Here is a 19,908-nt window from a genome sequence, read left to right on the forward strand (position 1 = left end):
GCCCTTACTCGCAGCGCATCAGGTCGTCCCAATGGCGCCGGCAATAGGAGACATATTTCTCGTTGCCGCCGACATCGACCTGGGCCCCCTCGCGCACGACCTTGCCTTGACCATCGAGACGCACGACCATCGTCGCCTTGCGGCCGCAATGGCAGATGGTGCGCACTTCGCGCAGCTCGTCGGCGATCGCCAGCAGCGCCATCGAACCCGGAAACAGCTTGCCCTGAAAATCCGTGCGCAGGCCGTAGGCCATGACCGGAATGCCCATCCGGTCGGCGACGCGGGCGAGCTGCCAGACCTGCGCCTCATTGAGAAACTGCGCCTCGTCGACGAAGACGCAGGCGATCTCGCCGGCACCATCGGAATGAAGCGTTTCGATCAGGGTGTAGATGTCGTCATCGCCATCGAACGGAATGGCGTCGGAGGCAAGACCGATGCGCGAGGAAATGCGGCCTATCCCCGCCCGGTCGTCGTGTGCTGCGATCAGCATCACCACACGCATGCCGCGCTCCTGGTAGTTGTAGGAGGCCTGCAACAGCATCGTGCTCTTGCCCGCGTTCATCGTCGCATAGCTGAAATAGAGTTTGGCCATCTTCACCGCGTCCGGTTTCCGTCTCCCGGGTAATGGCGAGCCTTGCCCCGGAAGGCCAGAGCATGTTTGCGACACCCACAGTTTTTCGCCGGACTAGACCATTTCGTGGACATTGCGACATTCAGCGTCGCATCGTGCACCCCGTTAGCATATTGACGCAATACACTTCCTTCGACATCAAAGCGCTTGAATTCGCTATCCAATGGTGTTTGGCTAAAACAATAATAGAGGCAGGGGAACGACAATGAAAAAAGGACTCTCTCTCAAACTGATGCTCGCGGGCGCCGTTTCGGTCGTCGCCCTCACCGCTCAGCAGGCTGCAGCTGCCGAGCCGGAAAGCTGTGGCACCGTCCATTTCTCCGACGTCGGCTGGACGGACATCACTGCAACCACCGCGACGGTCTCAACCGTTCTCAAGGGCCTCGGCTACCAGACGGACATCAAGGTTCTCTCGGTTCCGGTCACCTACACCTCGCTCAAGAACAAGGACATCGACGTCTTCCTCGGCAACTGGATGCCGACCCAGGAGAACGACGTGCGCCCCTATCTCGACGACAAGTCGGTCGAATCCTTCGGCCCCAATCTGGTGGGCGCCAAGTACACGCTCGCGACCAACGCCAAGGGCGCTGAGCTCGGCATCAAGGACTTCAAGGATATCGCCACCAAGAAGGACGCGCTTGATGGCAAGATCTACGGCATCGAGCCTGGCAATGACGGCAACCGCCTGATCATCGACATGGTCGACAAGGACACCTTCAGCCTCAAGGGCTTCGAAGTGGTCGAATCCTCCGAGCAGGGCATGCTGGCGCAGGTCGCCCGTGCCGAAAAGGACGGCTCGCCGATCGTCTTCCTCGGATGGGAACCGCATCCGATGAACGCCAACTTCAAGCTGACCTATCTTTCGGGCGGCGACGACATCTTCGGCGCCAACTTCGGCGGCGCGGAAGTCTTCACCAACGTGCGCTCCGGCTACACCACCGAGTGCCCCAACGTCGGCAAGCTGCTCACGAACCTCAAGTTCTCGCTCCAGATGGAAAACGAGATCATGGGCAAGATCCTGAACGACGGGCAAGAGCCGGACAAGGCTGCCGAAGAGTGGCTGAAGGCCAATCCGACGGTTGTCGACCCGTGGCTTGCCGGTGTGACCGCCAAGGATGGCGGCGATGGGCTCGCCGCGGTCAAGGCCGCGCTCGGCCTCTGATCGGCATCAAGGCGGGGAAAAACCCCGCCTTTTTTCACCGCGTCATGCGCTTCTTTTTGACCTGACGAAACGGATCTACCTTCGTGGAATATCTGACCGATAACCGCATCCCCATTGGCGGCTGGGCCAAGGCGTTCGTCGACTGGCTGACGACGAACTTCGAGCTGTTCTTCGACCAGCTTGCCCGCTTCCTCTCCGGCGTTGTCGCCGTGCTGCTCTGGATTCTCCAGACCCCACACCCGCTGATCGTCGTTGCCGTGATCACGGCCGCCGCCTGGTGGTTCCGCCGCTCGATCGGCGTCACGCTGTTCACCGGCCTCGGCCTGCTCTTGATCATCAACCAGGGCTACTGGAAGGAAACGACGGAAACGCTGGCACTGGTGCTCGCCGCCAGCTTCGTCAGCATGGCCGTCGGCGTTCCGCTCGGCATCGCGGCTGCCCGCCGCGCCTGGGTCTATGCCATCATGCGGCCGATCCTCGACCTGATGCAGACGATCCCGACCTTCGTCTATCTGATCCCGGCGCTGATCCTCTTCGGCCTCGGCATGGTCCCGGGCCTGATCGCAACCGTGATCTTCGCGATCCCCGCGCCGATCCGCCTCACCCGCCTCGGCATCATCTCGACGCCGCCGTCGCTGGTCGAGGCCGCCCAGGCTTTCGGCGCCACGCCTGGCCAGGTGCTGCGCAAGGTCGAACTGCCCTTCGCCATGCCGCAGATCATGGCCGGCCTCACCCAGACGATCATGCTGTCGCTGTCGATGGTGGTGATCGCCGCCCTCGTCGGCGCCAACGGCCTCGGCGTTCCGGTTCTGCGCGCGCTGAACTCCGTGAACGTTGCCAAGGGCTTCGAAGCCGGCCTCTGCATCGTCATCCTGGCGATCATTCTCGACCGCCTTTTCCGCTCGTCCGACGAAGGAGAAGGCGCATGACCAACGCCGTCGTATTCAAGAACGTCGACATCATCTTCGGCAACAACCCGCAGATCGCGCTGCAGATGGTCGACCAGGGCAAGACCCGGGACGAAATCGGCGCCGAAACCGGCCTCGTGCTTGGCGTCGCCGGCGCGTCGCTCGAAATTACCGAGGGCGAGATCCTGGTGCTGATGGGGCTTTCGGGCTCCGGCAAGTCGACCCTGCTTCGCGCCGTCAATGGCCTCGCTCCTGTGGTGCGCGGCGACGTCGAGGTGAAGACCGCAAACGGTGCGCTCAATCCCTACCGCACCAATGCGAAATCGCTGCGCGATTTCCGCATGCACACGGTCTCAATGGTGTTTCAGCAATTCGCGCTTCTGCCCTGGCGGACTGTCGCCGACAATGTCGGCTTCGGGCTTGAGCTTGCCGGCATGCCGGACGCCGAGCGCAAGGCGCGTGTCGGCGAACAGCTCGACCTCGTCAACCTGACGAAGTGGGCGGGGCGCAAGGTCAACGAGCTTTCGGGCGGCATGCAACAGCGCGTCGGCCTTGCCCGCGCCTTTGCCACCGGCGCACCGATCCTGTTGATGGACGAGCCGTTCTCGGCCCTCGATCCACTGATCCGCACCCGGCTGCAGGACGAGTTGCTCGAGTTCCAACGGCGGCTGAAGAAGACCATCATCTTCGTCAGCCACGACCTCGACGAGGCGTTCCGCATCGGCAACCGCATCGCCATCATGGAAGGCGGACGCATCATCCAGTGCGGCACGCCGCAGGATATCGTCAAGAATCCGGCCAACCAGTATGTTGCGGATTTCGTTCAACACATGAATCCGATCACCATGCTGACGGCAAAAGACGTGATGCAGACCGGCGTCCAGCGCGGCGCAACAGTCGCGGGCGTGACCGCCACCGCCAAGCCGACGACACCGCTCGTCGATATTCTCGACGCCATGTCGCGCCAGCCGGGCAGCATTGGGGTCGTCGACAACGGTTCCGTCGTCGGTACCATCGACGCCCAGGATATCGTGCAAGGGTTGACGCGCCACCGCAACAAAAGTTGACGAACCCGCTCAACAAGCCAATAAAAGCCCGGAGGACAGCTCCGGGCTTTTTTCGTTTGGGAGCAATGATAGCATGGCAGGAAAGGTTCAAGGACATGAGCGACAAGCCGAACGTTTTGCGCGACACTGACGACGAGGCCCGCACCCTCGCCCGAACCCTCTTGCGTGGGGCACGCAGTGCTTCGCTCGCGGCGATCGAGCCTGACAGCGGCGGCTTTCCCTTCGTCAGCCGCGTGCTCGTCGGCATGGATGTCGACGGCGTGCCGGTCATTCTGATCTCCAGGTTGTCGACTCACACCCAGGCGCTGCTGGCCGACGTCAGGGCCTCGCTCTTGACCGGCGAGCCCGGTAAGGGCGATCCGCTGGCGCATCCCCGCCTCACGGTGCAATGCACCGCCGAACAGGTGACGCGCGACAGCGAGGCACATGCCCGCATCCGCGAGCGATTCGTTCGCCGTCACCCGAAGTCGAAGCTTTATGTCGATTTCCCCGATTTCGGGTTCTTCCGGCTGAAACCACTGCGCGCCAGCCTCAACGGCGGCTTCGGTCGCGCCTACGTCCTCACGGCGGAAGATCTGCTGATCGACACGCCAGCCATCGCCTCGCTCGCCGCGAAAGAGGCCAATGCGATCGAGCACATGAACGCGGATCATTCGGACGCCGTTCAGCACTATGCGGTCAAGCTTTGCAATGCACCGGAGGGCAATTGGAAGATCGTCGGTATCGACGCCGCCGGCCTCGATCTTGCAGATGGCGATCGGCTAAAACGCCTTGAATTCCCGGCACCTATCGAAGACAGTTCCAATTTACGGGCAATTTTGCGTGAACTTAACGGTTAATCGCAGGAGAGCTACCCCCATTTCTTGCAGTAGGTGGTTGCCCTTTTATGCATCACGACTAATTATCGTGCTTCGTCAACCATAACTACGTGTGATGTAATTTTCGCATGGAGCACGCAATGCAGCCACTTTCGCCTGAAAAACACGATGAAGCCGAGGTAGCAGCCGGTTTCCTCTCGGCCATGGCAAACCCCAAGCGCCTTCTCATCCTCGATTCCCTCGTCAAGGAAGAGATGGCAGTCGGCGCATTGGCCAACAAGGTTGGGCTGAGCCAGTCGGCTCTCTCCCAGCATCTTTCCAAGCTCCGCGCCCAGAATCTCGTCAGCACCCGCCGCGATGCGCAGACGATCTATTATTCGAGTTCATCCGACGCAGTCATGCGGATTCTTGGCACGCTTAACCAAATCTACGGCGACGAACAGAACGTCACCGCGGAAAAGACTCCGGTCCGCAAGTCGGCCTGATATTCGGTTCGCTCTGCGGACCCGTTCGAACAGCCCCACACGAGAAATCGCGCGGGGCTTATTCTTTTCCAGGGTATCGCAACAGGTCCGCAAAAGGCGACAGCCTCCCTCCCGCCGTTTACCGGGCCTTGAGACTTCCGCGGCACCATGCGCCCCGACAGATCAGCCTGAACAGCGGACATTAGGGAATGCGTGACAGGGTCCGTTGGGGCGTTGCCGGAACCGGCACAATCGCGAACAACTTCGCATCGGATTTCCGCTTCGCCGGAAACGCGACACTTGCTGCCGTTTCCTCCCGCAGCGCCGAAAAGGCCCAGGCTTTCGCCGCCCGCCACGGCGGCATCCGCAGCTACCACGATATCCAGGCACTGGCCGATGCCGCCGATATTGATGCCATCTACATCGCCTCACCCAATGCGATGCACCGGGACCATGCCGGCCTGGCTCTTGCTGCCGGTAAGGCTGTACTGGTCGAGAAGCCGCTGACCACATCGGTCACTGACGCGCGCGCCCTTGAAGAGGCGGCCGCCGCCGGCAGCACCTTCGCGATGGAAGCGCTTTGGACCTGCTTCCTGCCAGCAATCGCCAACGTTCGCACGCTCCTTCGCAATCAGAAGCTCGGCACCGTCAGGCATGTCCGGGCGGAACTCGCCTATGAGAAGCCTTTCGACCCAGGTAGCCGCTTCTTCGATCCGGCGCTGGGCGGCGGTTCCCTGCTTGATCTCGGCATCTATCCGATTGCGCTTTGCCTGAACCTCTTCGGTCGCCCAAAATCCATCGATGGCACCTGGAGAAGCGCGCCCACCGGCGTCGATGTTTCGGCAGACATAAGGCTCGCCTATGCCGGCTTTGATGCCGAACTCAGCTGCGGCTTTGATCGTGACGGCCACAACCGGTTTGTCATCGAAGGCGACCGCGGCACGCTTGTCGTCGACGCGCCGTTCCTGAAGGCAAGCCGCCTGTTCGGTGCCACCAGCGCCCCGGCGCGCAAACTGCTGGCATCGACAGGGCAAACCCTTTTCAAGGTCGCCCGGCGGCTCCGCCTGCCCGGCCTTGATCGCTTCGACCATGCGTTCCCCGGCAACGGTCTGCAATTCGAGATCGAGGCCGCCAGCGCGGCCATTCTGGAGGGTCGGCGCGAGCATGCGCTGATGCCGCTTTCCCACAGTATCGAAGCTCTGGAAATCATCGAGACGATCCGCGCCAAGGCACCCGCAAGCTGAACGCCTGCCCCCGCCACGCTGACGGCGCCTGCGGGAACGCCTAGAGATCGAGCGGACGATAGTTCCGCCAGCCGCTGTTGAGCGCGAGCACGACCTCGGTCAGATGTCGCGCTGTCGCACCGGAGAAAAATGGCGTTTCGCCCCGCGCGATCGCATCCGCCTGTACGGCGATCCCCCGCACGAAATCGATCTGCGACGGAAAGGCCGGAAGGGAGGGCCTGGACGAAGGCTTGGGGTAACGCGCCTTCGTTCCGGGATAGAGCCGGATGGGCAGCTTGCGCCCCATCTTCCACTCCAGCCAGTCGAGCCCGCGATGGACCAGCGAGCGCTTGGCGCCGAACGCCTCCACGTGAACGGGTGAGCGATTGTCCCAGAGATCGCGAACGACGATGGTCCCCTTGTCGCCGATAACAGTCAGCGACCGGTCGCGCGGCGCCGCCAGGCCGCAGGTGACACGCGCCGTGACACCCGAGCGGAAGGTCAGGCACCCCACCGAGAAATCAGGACCGAGCGCCAGCGCCTCCGTGCCTGGTCCCTTGTCCGGAAAGGTCAGGGCGGAAACCGCGCTGACTTCGGCAACCGGCCCGAAGAGCGAGACGAGCCAGCTTGCGGTATAGCCCGCATGCTCCAGCGTACAGCCCACCTCGAATTCGTGCACACCCGGCCAGCGGGCACCCGAGCGGCTGCGCCAGTCGCGCCAGTTCGCCTTGAAGACAGGGCCATCTTCCATCTCGGCGTAAACCAGCCGCGGCGTCCCGATCGCCCCGGCTGCAAGCAGGCTCGCACAGAGTGCCTGCGCATCGCTGAGGCCGTTGGCCGGCGCACCGGCAAGCACCAGCGCGCGCCCGCGGGCAAGTTCCGCCAGTTCACTCGCCTCCTCCACCGTCATCGCCAGCGGCTTCTCGCAATAGACGTGCTTGCCGGCGGTGAGAGCAGCGCGGTTGACGGCGTAGTGGCTTTCCGGCGTTGTCAGATTGACGACGATCGAGACGGCGGGATCGGCAAGCACCGCATCCAGCGACGCATAGGCCGAAACCTTCCAGTAGCGCGCAAAGGCGTCGAGGCGCTCCGCGTCGCGATCCCAGACGCCGACGAGCCGGAGCTGCGGATGGTTGGCAAGCGTCGTCATGTAATAGTCGGCGACAAAGCCGGTTCCGACAAAGGCTATCCCGGTCACGCTTTCAGTCTCCTACAGCAACTCCGGGAAAAGTGTGAAACGGTTCTCTGGCCGGAATTGCGTAATTTCAAACAGTTAGATTATTTCACTGTTTCCATGACACAGTGAAATACTCTAGCGCGCATCGGCAAGGAATGAGGCGACATAGACGAGCGGCGCATTCCAGTTGATGGCAATTTCATTGGACCCATAGGCCTCGATATCGTCGGCATAACATGTCTGCGGCGCACATCCCTTCAGGTGTTGCCGTGCGACGTCATCGACGAAGGTGGAATTCGGGCCGCCGGCGAGCGAACCAACCGGCGGGTTCGGCAGTTGCGGGTCACGCTGGTGCGCATACCAGCGACTATGCTGGTTCTTGGGTGCGCGCGTGCCATAGCCGGTGACGTAGGACAGCGCCATGGCATTGCGGCCGAAAATGTAATCCATGCCCTCGCGTGCGCCATCGAGAAAGCGCTTCTCGCCGGAGAGGTCGAAAGCGGCCGACAACACGATGATATTCTGCAGCATCAGCTGGTTCGAGCCCCAGTCGTAGCGCCGGCCATCCGGCCGGTAGACGACGCCGAAGGGCTCTGTCCGCTGCAACGTCAGGAAGTTCCGCGCTGCGGTAAGCACCGCGTTTCGGATCACGTCGCGCTCGTCGCCCGGCAACCCCGCGCCGTAAAGCGCCAATTGCAATCGCGCGAAGCCGGCGACATTGCGCCAGTCGAAGGCGCCACCGGGCGACAGCGCATCCGCCGTCCAAATCGGCGATGCCCGCAGCACGTAGAGATAGGCCTCGTCACCGGTCGTCAGATAAAGCTCGGTCGCCGCCCAGAAAAGTTCGTCCGCGACGCTGTCGTCGTCGTAGTCGCCGCCACCGCCAAGTCCGTCCGATTTTGGCGCGAGGAGTGCGGGATTGGCATTGGCGGCCACCCAGGCCTTGCGCGCAGCCGCGAGCAAGCGTGCCGAGAACGTCGGATTCTGATCCGCAAAAAGCCGGGCACCCTGGGCCGCGACGGCTGCTACATCGAGCGTTGCGGCTGTCGACGGGCGATAGAGCGCCCGTGGCTGCGGATCGTTGCTCGGCAGCATCGGCGCTTCGGTCCAGGCGGTGTCATGGACCTTGTGGTGCACCATGCCGGCAAGCGGCTCGCCATCCGGAACCATCATTCGCAACAGGAATTCGAGCTCCCAGCGGGCCTCGTCGAGAATGTCGGGCACGCCGTTCCCGCTTTCGGGAATGCGCGAGAGGCCGTCGCGCGTCACCGGTGAACCGGCGGCGTAGACGCGCCCGCGCTCGTAGGCGGCAAGCAGTTGCGCAGCGGACAGGGCGCCAGTCACGGCGTATTTACCGTGGTCGCCTGCGTCGTACCAACCGCCGGAAACATCCAGCCGATAGGAACAGGACCAGCCGCTGTAGAGTGCCTCGGCTTGCTTGCTGTCGAGGCACGAGACCGCCCTGTCGCCCTGGTTCGGCGCCACGCCGACATGGCCAGCAGGCCGGGCATAGGCCTTGCCGGCAATCGACGCCTTGATCTCAAGGCCGCTTCGCTGCGGGTAGAACCAGGACAGCGCATCGACGCGAAGACGATCGTAAAGATTGTCGCCGATCGAAAAGCGATCACTCGCCCAATCGCCGGACACGAGACGATAACCATCGCCGGCCGTTGCGAAGGATGAAAAATCCGCGATCTGCGTTTCGATACCCGCCGTCGGATCGAAACCGCTTGGCTGCGTCTTGCCCTTGCCGACGACCTTGTCCCTGGCGTCGAGCAACTGGAAATCGAAGGGGCGCTTCGCATCGGCAATGAAAGTCACGCGCTTCGGACCGCCGGTGAAGTAGCCGAGCTGATTGACGCGAATGGCAGGTCCCTCGGTCGCGCGCCTTGTGGTTTGCGAAACGGCGCCGGTCGCGACCAGCGACACGTCGTCAAGACAGATGCGACCGGCTTCCGCACCCCCCAGCGGCAGCACAAGCTGCGCCTCATCCGGTTCGGTTGCCTCGAACTCGACGGAGAACGGGCTGCCATCCGGCGACCCCTCCGTCGTAAACTCGGCAACGGCGGTCCAGGGATCTGTGGCCTGCTGCACCCTTACCGGGATCGCGCGCACCGGCCTGGCGGCAATCCTCGCCGACAGGCGATAGATGCGCCCGGGCACCAGCTTCAAACCGTTGACCCCAATGATCTGGCCCCAGACGTCTCCCCCGCCCTGGGTCTCCACGCAGAGCCGGCCGTCCTTCCGATCGAGTGCCAACCCGTCACTCGCCCAGAACGTGTCCTGCCCATTTTCGAAATGACCGTCGACGATCAATTCGGCAGCGACTGCCGGGCCCGGCAGGAAGAGCGCGACAATTGCCGCGTGTACTATCCCGAACCTCGACACGTCCCAGCCCCCGATTGGTCAAGCCGGGCCGCAGGTGCAAAAGCCCAATCGCAGGCGGCCATGGACCCGGCAAGGCATGGCAACGCAGCGTTGCCGCAAACAAGTTAAGCTAGAGAAAATTTCCAGTCAGAAGACAAAAAATCGCCACCCGGAAGGCTCTCTGTGCGGAGCTTCCGAGGCTTGACGCGTCCCGGGGCGCTGATAGTTTGACCAAAGGGTAAAAAATACGGGCGGCGAGCGCCGCCTGACGAAGAACAGACCGAGGAGAACTGGAATGTCGAACCGTCTCAACACCCCGAACGATTTGCGCGCCTTCTGGATGCCGTTCACAGCAAACCGGCAGTTCAAGAAGGAGCCGCGCCTGTTCGTCGGCGCCAAGGACATGTACTACACGACCCATGACGGTCGTACGGTGCTGGACGGAACGGCGGGTCTGTGGTGCGTCAACGCCGGCCATTGTCGCCCGAAGATCACCGAGGCGATCCGCGAGCAGGCGGGCGAACTCGACTATGCTCCGGCCTTCCAGCTCGGTCACCCCAAGGCCTTCGAACTGGCGAACCGCCTGGTCGACATCGCGCCCGAGGGCATGAATCACGTTCTCTACACCAACTCCGGTTCGGAATCGGTCGACACCGCACTGAAGGTGGCGCTCGCCTATCACCGCGCCAAGGGCGACGGCTCGCGCTTCCGGTTGATCGGCCGTGAGCGCGGCTATCACGGCGTCAATTTCGGCGGCGTCTCGGTCGGCGGCATCGTTTCCAACCGCAAGATGTTCGGCACGCTTCTGACCGGCGTCGACCACATGCCGCACACGCACCTGCCGGCGCAAAACGCCTTTACCCGCGGCGAACCGGAACATGGCGGCGATCTTGCGACCGAACTCGAACGCATCGTCACGCTGCACGACGCCTCGACCATCGCCGCCGTGATCGTCGAACCGGTGGCCGGCTCCACCGGCGTGCTGATCCCGCCGAAGGGCTACCTGCAGAAACTACGCGAGATCTGCACCAAGCACGGCATCCTGTTGATCTTCGATGAAGTCATCACCGGTTTCGGCCGCCTCGGCACTCCCTTTGCTGCCCAATACTTCGACGTGAAGCCCGACATCATCACCACGGCCAAGGGCCTGACCAACGGCGTTATCCCGATGGGCGCCGTCTTCGTCACCTCCGAGATCCATGATGCCTTCATGAATGGCCCGGAGCACATGATCGAGTTCTTCCACGGCTACACCTACTCGGGCAACCCGATCGCCTCTGCCGCAGCACTGGGCACGCTCGACACCTACAAGGAAGAAGGCCTGCTCACCCGCGCCGCCGAGCTCGCTCCCTATTGGGAAGAGGGCCTGCACTCGCTGAAGAATTGCCCCAATGTCATCGACATCCGCAATCTTGGCCTGATCGGCGCGATCGAGCTGCAGCCGATCGCAGGAGAGCCGACCAAGCGCGCCTTCTCGGCCTTCCTCAAGGCCTATGAGAGCGGCCTGTTGATCCGCACCACCGGCGACATCATCGCACTGTCACCGCCGCTGATCATCACCAAAGCCCAGATCGACGAGCTTTTCGGCAAGCTGCGCGCCGTTCTCAACAGCAACATCTGAGCGGCCAAGCGCCAACAATCTTGACCCTTTCCCCGGCGACGGGGGAAGGGTTACTCTTATCTGCCACACCGAACCTGGGCGCGATCACACCGACCGCACCGGGCGCGCCAAAGAAAACTGGAGTTGCCTCATGTCCGAAGCGCTGGAACGCTACATCGATCAGGGCGTCGGTCGGGAGCCCTCGGACATCGTCTTGAAGGGCGGGCGCTTCTTCGACCTCGTCACCGGCGAACTCGTCGCCTCGGACATCGCAATCTCCGGTGACCGCATCGTCGGCACCTTCGGCACCTATGAAGGCCGCGAGGAGATCGACATTACCGGTCGCATCGTCGTTCCCGGCTTCATCGACACGCATCTGCACATCGAATCCTCGCTTGTCACCCCGCACGAATTCGATCGCTGCGTCCTGCCGCTCGGCATCACCACCGTCGTCTGCGACCCGCACGAGATCGCCAACGTGCTCGGCACCGAAGGCATCCAGTTCTTCCTGGATTCGGCGCTCGAAACGATCATGGACATCCGCGTCCAGCTCTCGTCCTGCGTGCCGGCGACGCATCTGGAGACGTCGGGCGCCGATCTGCCGATCGAAAGGCTGCTGCCTTTCCGCCACCATCCGAAGGTCATCGGCCTTGCCGAGTTCATGAATTTCCCGGGTGTCGTGCACAAGGACCCGGTCTGCCTTGCCAAGCTGGATGCCTTCCAGGGCGCCCATATCGACGGCCATGCGCCGCTGCTTTCCGGCAAGGAATTGAATGGCTATCTTGCTGCCGGCATCCGCACCGACCACGAATGCACCTCGGCCGAGGAGGCGATGGAGAAGATCCGCAAGGGCATGCACATCCTCGTGCGCGAGGGCTCGGTCTCCAAGGACCTGCATGCGCTGATGCCGATCATTACCGAACGCCTGTCGCCATACCTGGCGCTCTGCACCGACGATCGCAATCCGCTCGACATTGCCGAACAGGGCCATCTCGATCACATGATCCGCACGGCGATATCAGCCGGTGTCGAGCCGCTGGCGATCTATCGCGCCGCCTCGATCTCAGCCGCCCGTGCCTTCGGCTTACGCGATCGCGGCCTCGTCGCTCCCGGTTGGCGCGCCGACCTCGTGGTGATCGACAGCCTGGAAAACTGCAAGGCCGAGACGGTGTTTTCCGGCGGCCGCCGGGTGACCGATGCGCTGTTTGCGACCCGAAACCCTGTTGAGCCCGTCGGCCTCGACAGCGTCAAGGCCGGCCACGTCCATGCCAGTGCGTTTGGTGTCCCTGTCACGGATGGCGATACGTCGGTCATCGGCGTGCTGCCCGGCAAGATCATCACCGAACACCGCCGCTACCGCCTGCCGGCTGTCGGCAACCAGACCGGCGTCGATCTCGGACGCGACATCATCAAGGTCGCCGTCATCGAGCGCCACGGCGTCAACGGCAACCATGCCAACGGCTTCGTGCAAGGGTTCGGATTGAAGAAGGGCGCGATTGCCTCGACCGTCGGCCATGACAGCCACAACATCTGCGTCGTCGGCGTCAGCGAAGAAGACATGGCGATCGCCGCCAACCGCCTCGGCGAGATCAAGGGCGGCTTCGTCGTCGTCGAGGACGGCAAGGTGACCGGAGAGATCGCGCTTCCGGTCGCGGGCCTGATGAGCCTTGAGCCTTACGAATCCGTCCGCGACACGCTGCACCATCTGAGGCACGCAGCTTTCGCGCTCGGAGCCACGCTGGAAGAGCCCTTCCTGCAGCTCGCCTTCCTGCCGCTGCCGGTCATCCCGCACCTCAAGATCTCCGACCGCGGGCTCGTCGACGTCGACAAATTCATGCTGATCGGCTGAGATACACAACCAGAATTAGAACTAGCTTCGATGCACTGGATTTTAACGAGTGCGCTAAGCGGCCTTTTGTGCCTTTCAGGCAGAATAGGTCCATGGAAGCCTTAGAAACAACATATGCTTCGAGCCGCGCGCCCCGAGCCTACCGTGCTTGGCCGACCTACGGGCCCTACTTGCTGTTTCAAACTGTTCCGTGGCTGCTGGTAGCGACCGTGCTGCGCAGCTACGTAAGAGTGATGCCCACTGGCCTCGCATTGCTCGGCATGATGCTCGTCCAGTTTGCGGTGCTGATCGCGTTTCTTCTTGCCAGCCAGAAAATGATCGAACTGGCAAAAGGATCGACGTCGCTCGCGCGACTGAGTTTCCGGGAGCAACTTGCCTTCGGCTGGCGCGTGATCTGGCGGTTTCTACTGCTATTTCTGCTCGCGACGTGCACCGCGAACTTTGCGGGCGTCGGCGAATTCCTGGCAGCTCGGCTCTGGCTCGGCTTCGACGGCATTGCGTTCCCCTGGCGGCAGGGCCTGCTCCAGCTATGGATCGCGATCATTGCGACCATGGCCTTCATGTTTGTCGTCGAAAAGGGGCAGGAGCGCGCGCCTCGCCTCCTCAGCGTCCTTCGCGAGATCGCGCTGCACCGGCGCCACCTGATGTGGGCACTGCTCTTCATCTCCCTGTTTCTGGTAATCGCAACGTTCGTGCAAGGGCAGATTGCCATCATGCTTGCGCCGGTATTCGACCGCCCCGAGGTCAGCCGGGTCAGGTATCTGGCGTATATCGCCCTAATCCTCGCGTTTTCCTATATCCGGCTTTGGGGCATCGTCGCGATCCTGACTTACGCTCTGCGTGCGTCGTATCGGCGAGGATCGCAAATGCCGGAGGCAGAATGACGGACGCTCAATTGTCCGCCGCAGCGGGCGACAGTTCCTTGCGGAAATAGACGACCCGCTCGGTCTCTTCAAAGCCAAGCGCCATATGCAGACTCTGGCTCCTGAGGTTGTCAGTCGCCGTGTCTGAGGCGAGTTCCTGGCATCCCTGGCTTGTCGCCCAGCGTTCGACGGCGACGATCAGCGCCCGCGCCACCCCGCGGCGCCGATAGGCGGGTAGGACATAGATGCCCTCAAGAAACGCTACCGGCGAGGTTTCGCACCCGTTGACATAGTCGCGGCGGATCGATGCCTCGGCGAAACCTGCGGCAACACCAGCCTCGTCCTCGCACAGGAACGACGCATAGCGGTCGCTTTCGGCAAGCGTGGATTCGACCTCGGCGCGATGCTCCGCCTCGGGCGTATCCGGCCAGAGCGCCAGACGCATCTCGACCCACCGGCCGATGGTTTCGCCATTCATCAACAATACGCGCATCAAAGCTTCCCGCAGAAGGCCGATAATCCGGCAACCTGGATGCTACCCGCTTCGAGGCGCGCCGGATATCCGGGCAAATCCAGGGGCTCCAGGCCAGCGGGGGCCAGGAACGCCTGCGGTTCGCGGGTGAGGTTGAAGACGAAGAGCAGGCGCTCGCCGTCTTTTTCGCGAACGAAAGCCAGAAGATCGCTGTTGCTGTCGAGGAAATGCATCGCTCCATCGTGCAGAACCGGTCGCGATCTGCGGAAGGCAAGCGTCGCCCGATAGTGGTCGAGCACTGTGCCCGCGCCTTCGGCGATGGCATCGACGGCCAGGCGGAGATGTTCCGCCGGCACCGGCAGCCAGGGCTTGCCGCCGGTAAAACCGGCATTGGCCGCCGCCTTTTCCCAGACCATTGGCGTGCGGCAGCCGTCGCGGCCCTTGTAGGAGGGCCAGAAGCGGATGCCATAGGGATCGCGCAGGTCTTCGAAGGCAAGCTCGGCCTCCGGCAGTCCCAGCTCTTCGCCCTGGTAGAGACAGATCGAACCGCGCAGACTGGCAAGCAGCGTGATCGCCAGCCGCGCCACGGTCTCACGCTCCGCCGCGCCGCGAGCGAAGCGGCTGACATGGCGCGTCACGTCGTGGTTGGAAAAGGCCCAGCAGACCCAGCCGTCGGTGACCGCCTTCTGGAAATTCTCGACGCAGCGGCGGATATGGGCCGCGGTGAAGTCCGGGCCGAGCAGGTCGAAGGTGTAACACATGTTGAGCTTGTCGCCGCCGCCGGTATAGGCGGCCACGGTCTTCAGCGAGCGGGCGCCATCACCCACCTCGCCCACGGTCATGCGGCCCTCGTAGCGGTCGAGCAGTGCCCGGAACCGCTGGAGAAAGGCGATATTCTCCGGCTGGCTCTTGTCGTAGAGATGGTCCTGCATGCCATAGGGGTTCACGTCGGGCGCATCGTTGCTGGTGGCGTCCGGATCGGGAACGAGCGGCGGGTTATCGCGCAGATGCCGGTCATGAAAATAGAAGTTCACCGTATCGAGGCGGAAGCCGTCGACGCCGCGATCGAGCCAGAAGCGGGCAGCATCGAGCACAGCGTCCTGCACATCCGGATTGTGGAAGTTGAGATCGGGCTGCGAGCCGAGGAAGTTGTGCATGTAGTATTGCTTGCGCACCCCGTCCCATTCCCAGGCCGGTCCGCCGAAGATCGACAGCCAGTTGTTGGGCGCCGTGCCATCGGGCTTCGGATCGGCCCAGACATACCAGTCGGCCTTGTCGTTCGTCCGGTTCGACCGGCTTTCGACGAACCAGGGATGGCGGTCGGACGTGTGCGAGATCACCTGGTCGATGATCACCTTGAGGCCAAGCCGATGCGCCTCGGCGAGCATCTCGTCGAAATCCGCGAGCGTGCCGAACATCGGATCGACGTCGCAATAGTCGGACACGTCGTAGCCCATATCGGCCTGCGGCGAGGTGAAGAACGGCGAGAGCCAGATCGCGTCGACACCGAGCGAGGCGATGTGGGGCAATCTGCGGGTAACGCCCTTGAGGTCACCGATGCCGTCGTCGTCCGTGTCCTGGAAGGAGCGCGGATAGACCTGGTAGATCACCGCGCCGCGCCACCAGTCTTCGCTCGATACCCTGAGAGACGCCATGAATGCCCCCTTGAAGACGATCCGTCGGACAAAGGTGTAGCGTTGCCCGGTCGATCAGTAAACGCCGATCGGTTCCGCCGCGAGGGCCAGCGGAAACAATCTCTTGCCGTAGGCGGCCGAGCCCCTTATCCCGTCTCAGGCGAAATCTTGTGAGGAGGAAAGTCGTTGGCCGGGAAGATGCTTGCGATCGGGGAGTGCATGGTTGAACTCATGCAGGCAGAAGGCGGACTGCTGCGCAAAGGCTATGCCGGCGACACCTTCAATGCCGCCTACTATGCTCGCCTCTTCATGCCTGCTGACTGGACCGTCGGCTATTGCTCCGCCGTCGGCACAGACACGGTCTCCGACGAGATGCTGGCCTTCATGGCGGAAAAGGCAATCGACACGTCAGCGGTGCGTCGGATCGAGAGCCGCTCGGCCGGGCTCTACATGATCCACCTGAAGGACGGCGAGCGCAGCTTTTCCTACTGGCGCTCCCACTCGGCGGCCAAGCTGCTTGCCGACGATGCCGATCATCTGAGAAGCGCGATCGAGGGCTCCGACCTCATCCTCTATTCCGGCATCACGCTGGCGATCCTGGCGCCCGACGCAGTGGAAACGCTGCTGTCGGAACTGCGCCGTGCCAAGGCTGCCGGAAAGCTGGTGGTTTTCGACCCCAACATCCGCCCGCGCCTCTGGGACGACGCCGAGCGCATGCGCCGGACGCTGACCGATGGCGCCCGCGCCGCAACCCTCGTCATGCCGAGCTTCGACGATGAGGTCACCCATTTCGGTGACGCTTCGATCGAGGCGACGATTGCGCGCTACAAGAGCCTCGGCGCTGCCAATGTCGTCGTGAAAGATGGCGAGAAGGGCGTCACGCTCGCCTTCGGCGATGCTGCGGCCGAACATGTGCCGGCGACGCCGGTCGAACGCGTCGTCGATACGACCAGCGCCGGCGACAGCTTCAACGGCGCGTTCGTTGCCAGGCTTGTCGCAGGCGACACGCCGGTAGAAGCCGCCGCCTTCGCGGCAAGTGTCGCTGCCGGCGTCATCGGTCACCATGGCGCGCTAGTTGCCAAAGAAAAGCTGCCTGCGGCCTGAGCCGAAGAAGGAAGCGCCTAACGGCGCTTCTTCGCCTTGGACTCGTAGGGGTTGTCGCCTGAGCGGAAGTGCATGCGGATCGGCACGCCCGGCAGGTCGAAGTCGTTGCGCAGGCCGTTGATCAGGTAGCGGACGTAGGATTCCGGCAGCGCGTCGGGACGGGTGCACGAGATCATGAAACCCGGCGGACGGGCTTTCACCTGCGTCATGTACTTCAATTTCAGGCGGCGACCGGACACGGCCGGTGGCGGATGCTGAATCGTCTGCGATTCCAGCCAGCGATTGAGCCGCGCGGTCGAGATGCGGCGGTTCCAGGTCTTGTCCGTCTCGATGATCGCCTGCATCAACCGGTCGAGGCCGTAGCCGGTGTGGCCGGAAATCGGCACGGCGCGGATGCCGCGCGCCTGCGGCAGGAGCCGCTCGGTCTTTTCGCGCAGATCGGCAAGTACCGCCTGCCAGTCCTCGACCAGATCCCACTTGTTGAAGGCAAGCACCGCCGCCCTGCCCTCACGCAGGACGAGATCGACGATCTGCAGGTCCTGCTTTTCGAAGGGGATGGTTGCGTCGAAGACGATGACAACAGTCTCGGCGAAACGAATGGCGCGCAGTGCGTCGGCAACCGAGAGCTTTTCGAGCTTTTCCTGAACCTTGGCCTTGCGGCGCATGCCGGCGGTGTCAAACATCTTGATGGTGCGGCCGCGCCAGTCCCATTCCACCGAGATGGAATCACGGGTGATGCCGGCTTCCGGGCCGGTCAGCAGACGATCTTCGCCGAGGAAGCGGTTGATCAGCGTTGACTTGCCGGCGTTCGGACGGCCGACGATCGCCACGCGCAGCGGCTTGGTCTCGTCATAGGCCGCCTCGGCCTCTTCCTCTTCGCCGTCTTCGTCCTTGAACGTCGGACGCAGATCGATGTCGGTCTCGGCGACGTCATCCTCCGGCGGGAAGGCCCGCTCTTCGCCGATCGCAGCAACGATCGCGTCACGCAGATCGAGCATGCCCTGCCCGTGTTCGGCCGAGATCGGGCAAGGCTCACCGAGGCCAAGCGTGAAGGCATCGTAGAAGCCGCCGTCGGAGCCGCGCGCCTCGGACTTGTTGGCGACGAGAACCACCGGCTTGCCGCGGCGACGCAGCATTTCGGCGAGCGTCTCGTCGGCCGGCGTCAGGCCGCCCTTGGCGTCGACCAGAAACAGCGACAGATCGGCTTCATCGATCGCAGCTTCGGTCTGCGCCCACATGCGGCCCTGCAGGGTGTCCGGAGCCGATTGCTCGAGACCGGCCGTGTCGATGATGCGGAAGCGCAGATCGATGAGCTTGGCATCGCCCGGCCGGCGGTCACGGGTAACACCCGGCGTATCGTCGACGAGCGCCAGCTTCTTGCCGACCAGACGGTTGAACAAGGTGGACTTGCCGACATTGGGACGCCCGACGATGGCGACGGTGAAGCTCATGGATCTATTCCGTTTCCGCTTGGAGCGCGAAAGCCGACTGGTCGGGTCGCGCTCAAATCCTGTTTTCCGCCGCATCCAGGCGGCGCCGGTTCCGCCAGGAACCGTTTCGATTGTTTCAGACAATTCCAGACGCAAAACCGCTTAAGCACTTTTGCTGGAATTGCTTGTCTGTCTTTCACAATTCCGGACGCAAAACCGCCTGAGCACGTTTGCTGGAACTGCTTTAAATGCTTTAGCGCACAACCCCAAGATCGAGATCGATTTTGGGATCATGCGCTGATTCGAAAGGGTCTTGCACCCTGTGCCCATCCACGGGGGATGGGCGAAAACCTTAGGCCTTGCCGCTGGCCGCAATCACGTCGAGCAGCATCTGGGCGCGACCGGTGATGTTGCGCGGGCTCTGCGTGTCGTCGACGATTTGCTGGAACCAGGTCTTCGCCTTGGCGTAGTCGCCGGCCTTGTAGGCTGCGAGACCAAGCGCTTCGCGGGCCGAGTGGCGCATGTTGTTCTGCGGCGTCGCAAGCTGCTCGACTTCTGCCGAGACCTGATCGTAGCTGCCAGCGTCAACGAGCAGATAGGCCGCACGCAGCCGCGCCGCTTCCTGGATGGCAGCCGGAACGCTGCCGTCCTTGCCGATGGCGGAGAATGCCTTCACTGCCGCGTCGGTTTCACCCTTCTGTGCCTGCAGCGTTGCGGCGCGCAGACGGGCCAGCACCGGATAGGCGCCGTAGCCGTCCTTTTCCAGCGCGTTCAAGGCGACAAGCGCCTCGTCCGTCTTGTTTTCCTTGGCGAGGTTGAGCGCCTGCAGGAAGGCATCGCCCGACTTGGAGGATGCCCCCTCCTGCCAGTAGTCGAACCCGACCTTGCCGATCGTGCCGAGAACGATAAGCACGGCGATCGCTGCGATGACACCGCCGAAACGCGCCCAGATGCTCTTCATCTGGTCGGAACGCAGTTCCTCATTGACCTCGCGGATAAAGCTGTCGTCTTGGTTCGCCATCTACTGCCCCGGCCTTGCGTGCCCACTGGTGCGCCGTTCGAACCGCCACCGACGGGAACAGCACACGATCTCAAACTTTTCGAGCATGTGCGGCACACCCCTTGAGGACATGCCACAC

Annotated in this window: 17 protein-coding genes; 10 read left to right on the plus strand and 7 right to left on the minus strand. The window is 62.9% G+C overall.

The window, feature by feature from the left end:
- Positions 1-4 precede the first annotated feature (4 nt).
- Positions 5-592, minus strand: a complete 588-nt coding sequence (locus PWG15_RS13330) for a thymidine kinase (protein ID WP_275020487.1) — start codon at positions 590-592, stop codon at positions 5-7.
- 244 nt (positions 593-836) lie between these two features.
- Between PWG15_RS13330 and PWG15_RS13335 the strand changes: the two genes are divergently transcribed.
- From PWG15_RS13335 to PWG15_RS13360, 6 genes are all read left to right on the plus strand, one after another.
- A complete protein-coding gene (locus PWG15_RS13335) occupies positions 837-1,793 on the plus strand; it encodes a choline ABC transporter substrate-binding protein (protein WP_275020489.1) in 957 nt (318 codons plus the stop codon).
- 83 nt (positions 1,794-1,876) lie between these two features.
- Positions 1,877-2,722 carry a choline ABC transporter permease subunit gene (choW, locus tag PWG15_RS13340; protein ID WP_113535522.1) on the plus strand — a complete coding sequence of 282 codons (846 nt, stop codon included), beginning with the start codon at positions 1,877-1,879 and terminating at the stop codon, positions 2,720-2,722.
- Complete coding sequence (choV, locus tag PWG15_RS13345; RefSeq protein ID WP_275020493.1) at positions 2,719-3,768, plus strand: choline ABC transporter ATP-binding protein; 1,050 nt, start codon at positions 2,719-2,721, stop codon at positions 3,766-3,768. Before choW ends, choV begins: the two co-directional genes overlap by 4 nt.
- Before the next feature lie 95 nt (positions 3,769-3,863).
- Positions 3,864-4,607 carry a HugZ family pyridoxamine 5'-phosphate oxidase gene (locus PWG15_RS13350; protein WP_275020495.1) on the plus strand — a complete coding sequence of 248 codons (744 nt, stop codon included), beginning with the start codon at positions 3,864-3,866 and terminating at the stop codon, positions 4,605-4,607.
- A 119-nt stretch (positions 4,608-4,726) separates the two neighbouring features.
- Positions 4,727-5,071, plus strand: coding sequence for an ArsR/SmtB family transcription factor (locus PWG15_RS13355; RefSeq protein WP_275020497.1), 345 nt, complete (start codon positions 4,727-4,729; stop codon positions 5,069-5,071).
- Between the two features lie 188 nt (positions 5,072-5,259).
- Complete coding sequence (locus tag PWG15_RS13360) at positions 5,260-6,294, plus strand: Gfo/Idh/MocA family protein (protein ID WP_275020499.1); 1,035 nt, start codon at positions 5,260-5,262, stop codon at positions 6,292-6,294.
- A gap of 40 nt (positions 6,295-6,334) precedes the next feature.
- On the opposite strand, the gene PWG15_RS13365 is transcribed toward PWG15_RS13360, so the two are convergent.
- Together PWG15_RS13365 and PWG15_RS13370 are read right to left on the minus strand one after the other, a co-directional pair.
- Positions 6,335-7,423: a Gfo/Idh/MocA family protein gene (locus PWG15_RS13365; protein WP_275024423.1), complete on the minus strand. Its 1,089-nt coding sequence runs from the start codon at positions 7,421-7,423 to the stop codon at positions 6,335-6,337.
- A 162-nt stretch (positions 7,424-7,585) separates the two neighbouring features.
- Positions 7,586-9,838: a glycoside hydrolase family 9 protein gene (locus PWG15_RS13370; protein WP_275020500.1), complete on the minus strand. Its 2,253-nt coding sequence runs from the start codon at positions 9,836-9,838 to the stop codon at positions 7,586-7,588.
- A 274-nt stretch (positions 9,839-10,112) separates the two neighbouring features.
- Here PWG15_RS13370 and PWG15_RS13375 point away from each other — a divergent pair, with 274 nt between their 5' ends.
- From PWG15_RS13375 to PWG15_RS13385, 3 genes are all read left to right on the plus strand, one after another.
- Positions 10,113-11,438, plus strand: a complete 1,326-nt coding sequence (locus tag PWG15_RS13375; RefSeq protein ID WP_275020503.1) for an omega-aminotransferase AptA — start codon at positions 10,113-10,115, stop codon at positions 11,436-11,438.
- 130 nt (positions 11,439-11,568) lie between these two features.
- Complete coding sequence (gene ade / locus PWG15_RS13380; protein WP_275020504.1) at positions 11,569-13,266, plus strand: adenine deaminase; 1,698 nt, start codon at positions 11,569-11,571, stop codon at positions 13,264-13,266.
- Positions 13,267-13,358: 92 nt separating this feature from the next.
- Positions 13,359-14,150, plus strand: a complete 792-nt coding sequence (locus PWG15_RS13385; protein ID WP_275020505.1) for a hypothetical protein — start codon at positions 13,359-13,361, stop codon at positions 14,148-14,150.
- A 7-nt stretch (positions 14,151-14,157) separates the two neighbouring features.
- Here the strand turns inward: PWG15_RS13385 and aac(6') are convergent, their stop codons facing one another.
- Positions 14,158-14,622 (minus strand): aminoglycoside 6'-N-acetyltransferase, encoded by a 465-nt coding sequence (gene aac(6') / locus PWG15_RS13390; protein WP_275020508.1) that lies wholly within the window; start codon positions 14,620-14,622, stop codon positions 14,158-14,160.
- Positions 14,622-16,256 (minus strand): beta-galactosidase BglA, encoded by a 1,635-nt coding sequence (locus tag PWG15_RS13395; protein WP_275020510.1) that lies wholly within the window; start codon positions 16,254-16,256, stop codon positions 14,622-14,624. The genes aac(6') and PWG15_RS13395 overlap by 1 nt, the downstream gene beginning before the upstream one ends.
- A gap of 165 nt (positions 16,257-16,421) precedes the next feature.
- Here PWG15_RS13395 and PWG15_RS13400 point away from each other — a divergent pair, with 165 nt between their 5' ends.
- Positions 16,422-17,339: a sugar kinase gene (locus PWG15_RS13400; RefSeq protein ID WP_275020513.1), complete on the plus strand. Its 918-nt coding sequence runs from the start codon at positions 16,422-16,424 to the stop codon at positions 17,337-17,339.
- A 17-nt stretch (positions 17,340-17,356) separates the two neighbouring features.
- Here PWG15_RS13400 and der read toward each other — a convergent pair whose 3' ends face one another.
- Both der and PWG15_RS13410 read right to left on the minus strand, forming a co-directional pair.
- Positions 17,357-18,790 (minus strand): ribosome biogenesis GTPase Der, encoded by a 1,434-nt coding sequence (der, locus tag PWG15_RS13405; protein WP_275020515.1) that lies wholly within the window; start codon positions 18,788-18,790, stop codon positions 17,357-17,359.
- Between the two features lie 331 nt (positions 18,791-19,121).
- Positions 19,122-19,790, minus strand: coding sequence for a tetratricopeptide repeat protein (locus tag PWG15_RS13410; protein ID WP_275020519.1), 669 nt, complete (start codon positions 19,788-19,790; stop codon positions 19,122-19,124).
- Between the last annotated feature and the right edge of the window lie 118 nt (positions 19,791-19,908).

The sequence above is a fragment of the Ensifer adhaerens genome (genome assembly GCF_028993555.1).
Lineage (GTDB): Bacteria > Pseudomonadota > Alphaproteobacteria > Rhizobiales > Rhizobiaceae > Ensifer > Ensifer adhaerens_I.

Bases quoted from the DNA above. Each gene is read 5' to 3' on its own strand.
- ade (WP_275020504.1), top strand. From the start codon at position 11,569: ATGTCCGAAGCGCTGGAACGCTACATCGATCAGGGCGTCGGTCGGGAG.
- PWG15_RS13385 (WP_275020505.1), top strand. From the start codon at position 13,359: ATGGAAGCCTTAGAAACAACATATGCTTCGAGCCGCGCGCCCCGAGCC.
- PWG15_RS13335 (WP_275020489.1), top strand. From the start codon at position 837: ATGAAAAAAGGACTCTCTCTCAAACTGATGCTCGCGGGCGCCGTTTCG.
- PWG15_RS13375 (WP_275020503.1), top strand. From the start codon at position 10,113: ATGTCGAACCGTCTCAACACCCCGAACGATTTGCGCGCCTTCTGGATG.
- der (WP_275020515.1), bottom strand. From the start codon at position 18,790: ATGAGCTTCACCGTCGCCATCGTCGGGCGTCCCAATGTCGGCAAGTCC.
- PWG15_RS13410 (WP_275020519.1), bottom strand. From the start codon at position 19,790: ATGGCGAACCAAGACGACAGCTTTATCCGCGAGGTCAATGAGGAACTG.
- PWG15_RS13360 (WP_275020499.1), top strand. From the start codon at position 5,260: ATGCGTGACAGGGTCCGTTGGGGCGTTGCCGGAACCGGCACAATCGCG.
- choV (WP_275020493.1), top strand. From the start codon at position 2,719: ATGACCAACGCCGTCGTATTCAAGAACGTCGACATCATCTTCGGCAAC.
- PWG15_RS13350 (WP_275020495.1), top strand. From the start codon at position 3,864: ATGAGCGACAAGCCGAACGTTTTGCGCGACACTGACGACGAGGCCCGC.
- PWG15_RS13365 (WP_275024423.1), bottom strand. From the start codon at position 7,423: ATGACGACGCTTGCCAACCATCCGCAGCTCCGGCTCGTCGGCGTCTGG.
- PWG15_RS13330 (WP_275020487.1), bottom strand. From the start codon at position 592: ATGGCCAAACTCTATTTCAGCTATGCGACGATGAACGCGGGCAAGAGC.
- PWG15_RS13395 (WP_275020510.1), bottom strand. From the start codon at position 16,256: ATGGCGTCTCTCAGGGTATCGAGCGAAGACTGGTGGCGCGGCGCGGTG.
- PWG15_RS13355 (WP_275020497.1), top strand. From the start codon at position 4,727: ATGCAGCCACTTTCGCCTGAAAAACACGATGAAGCCGAGGTAGCAGCC.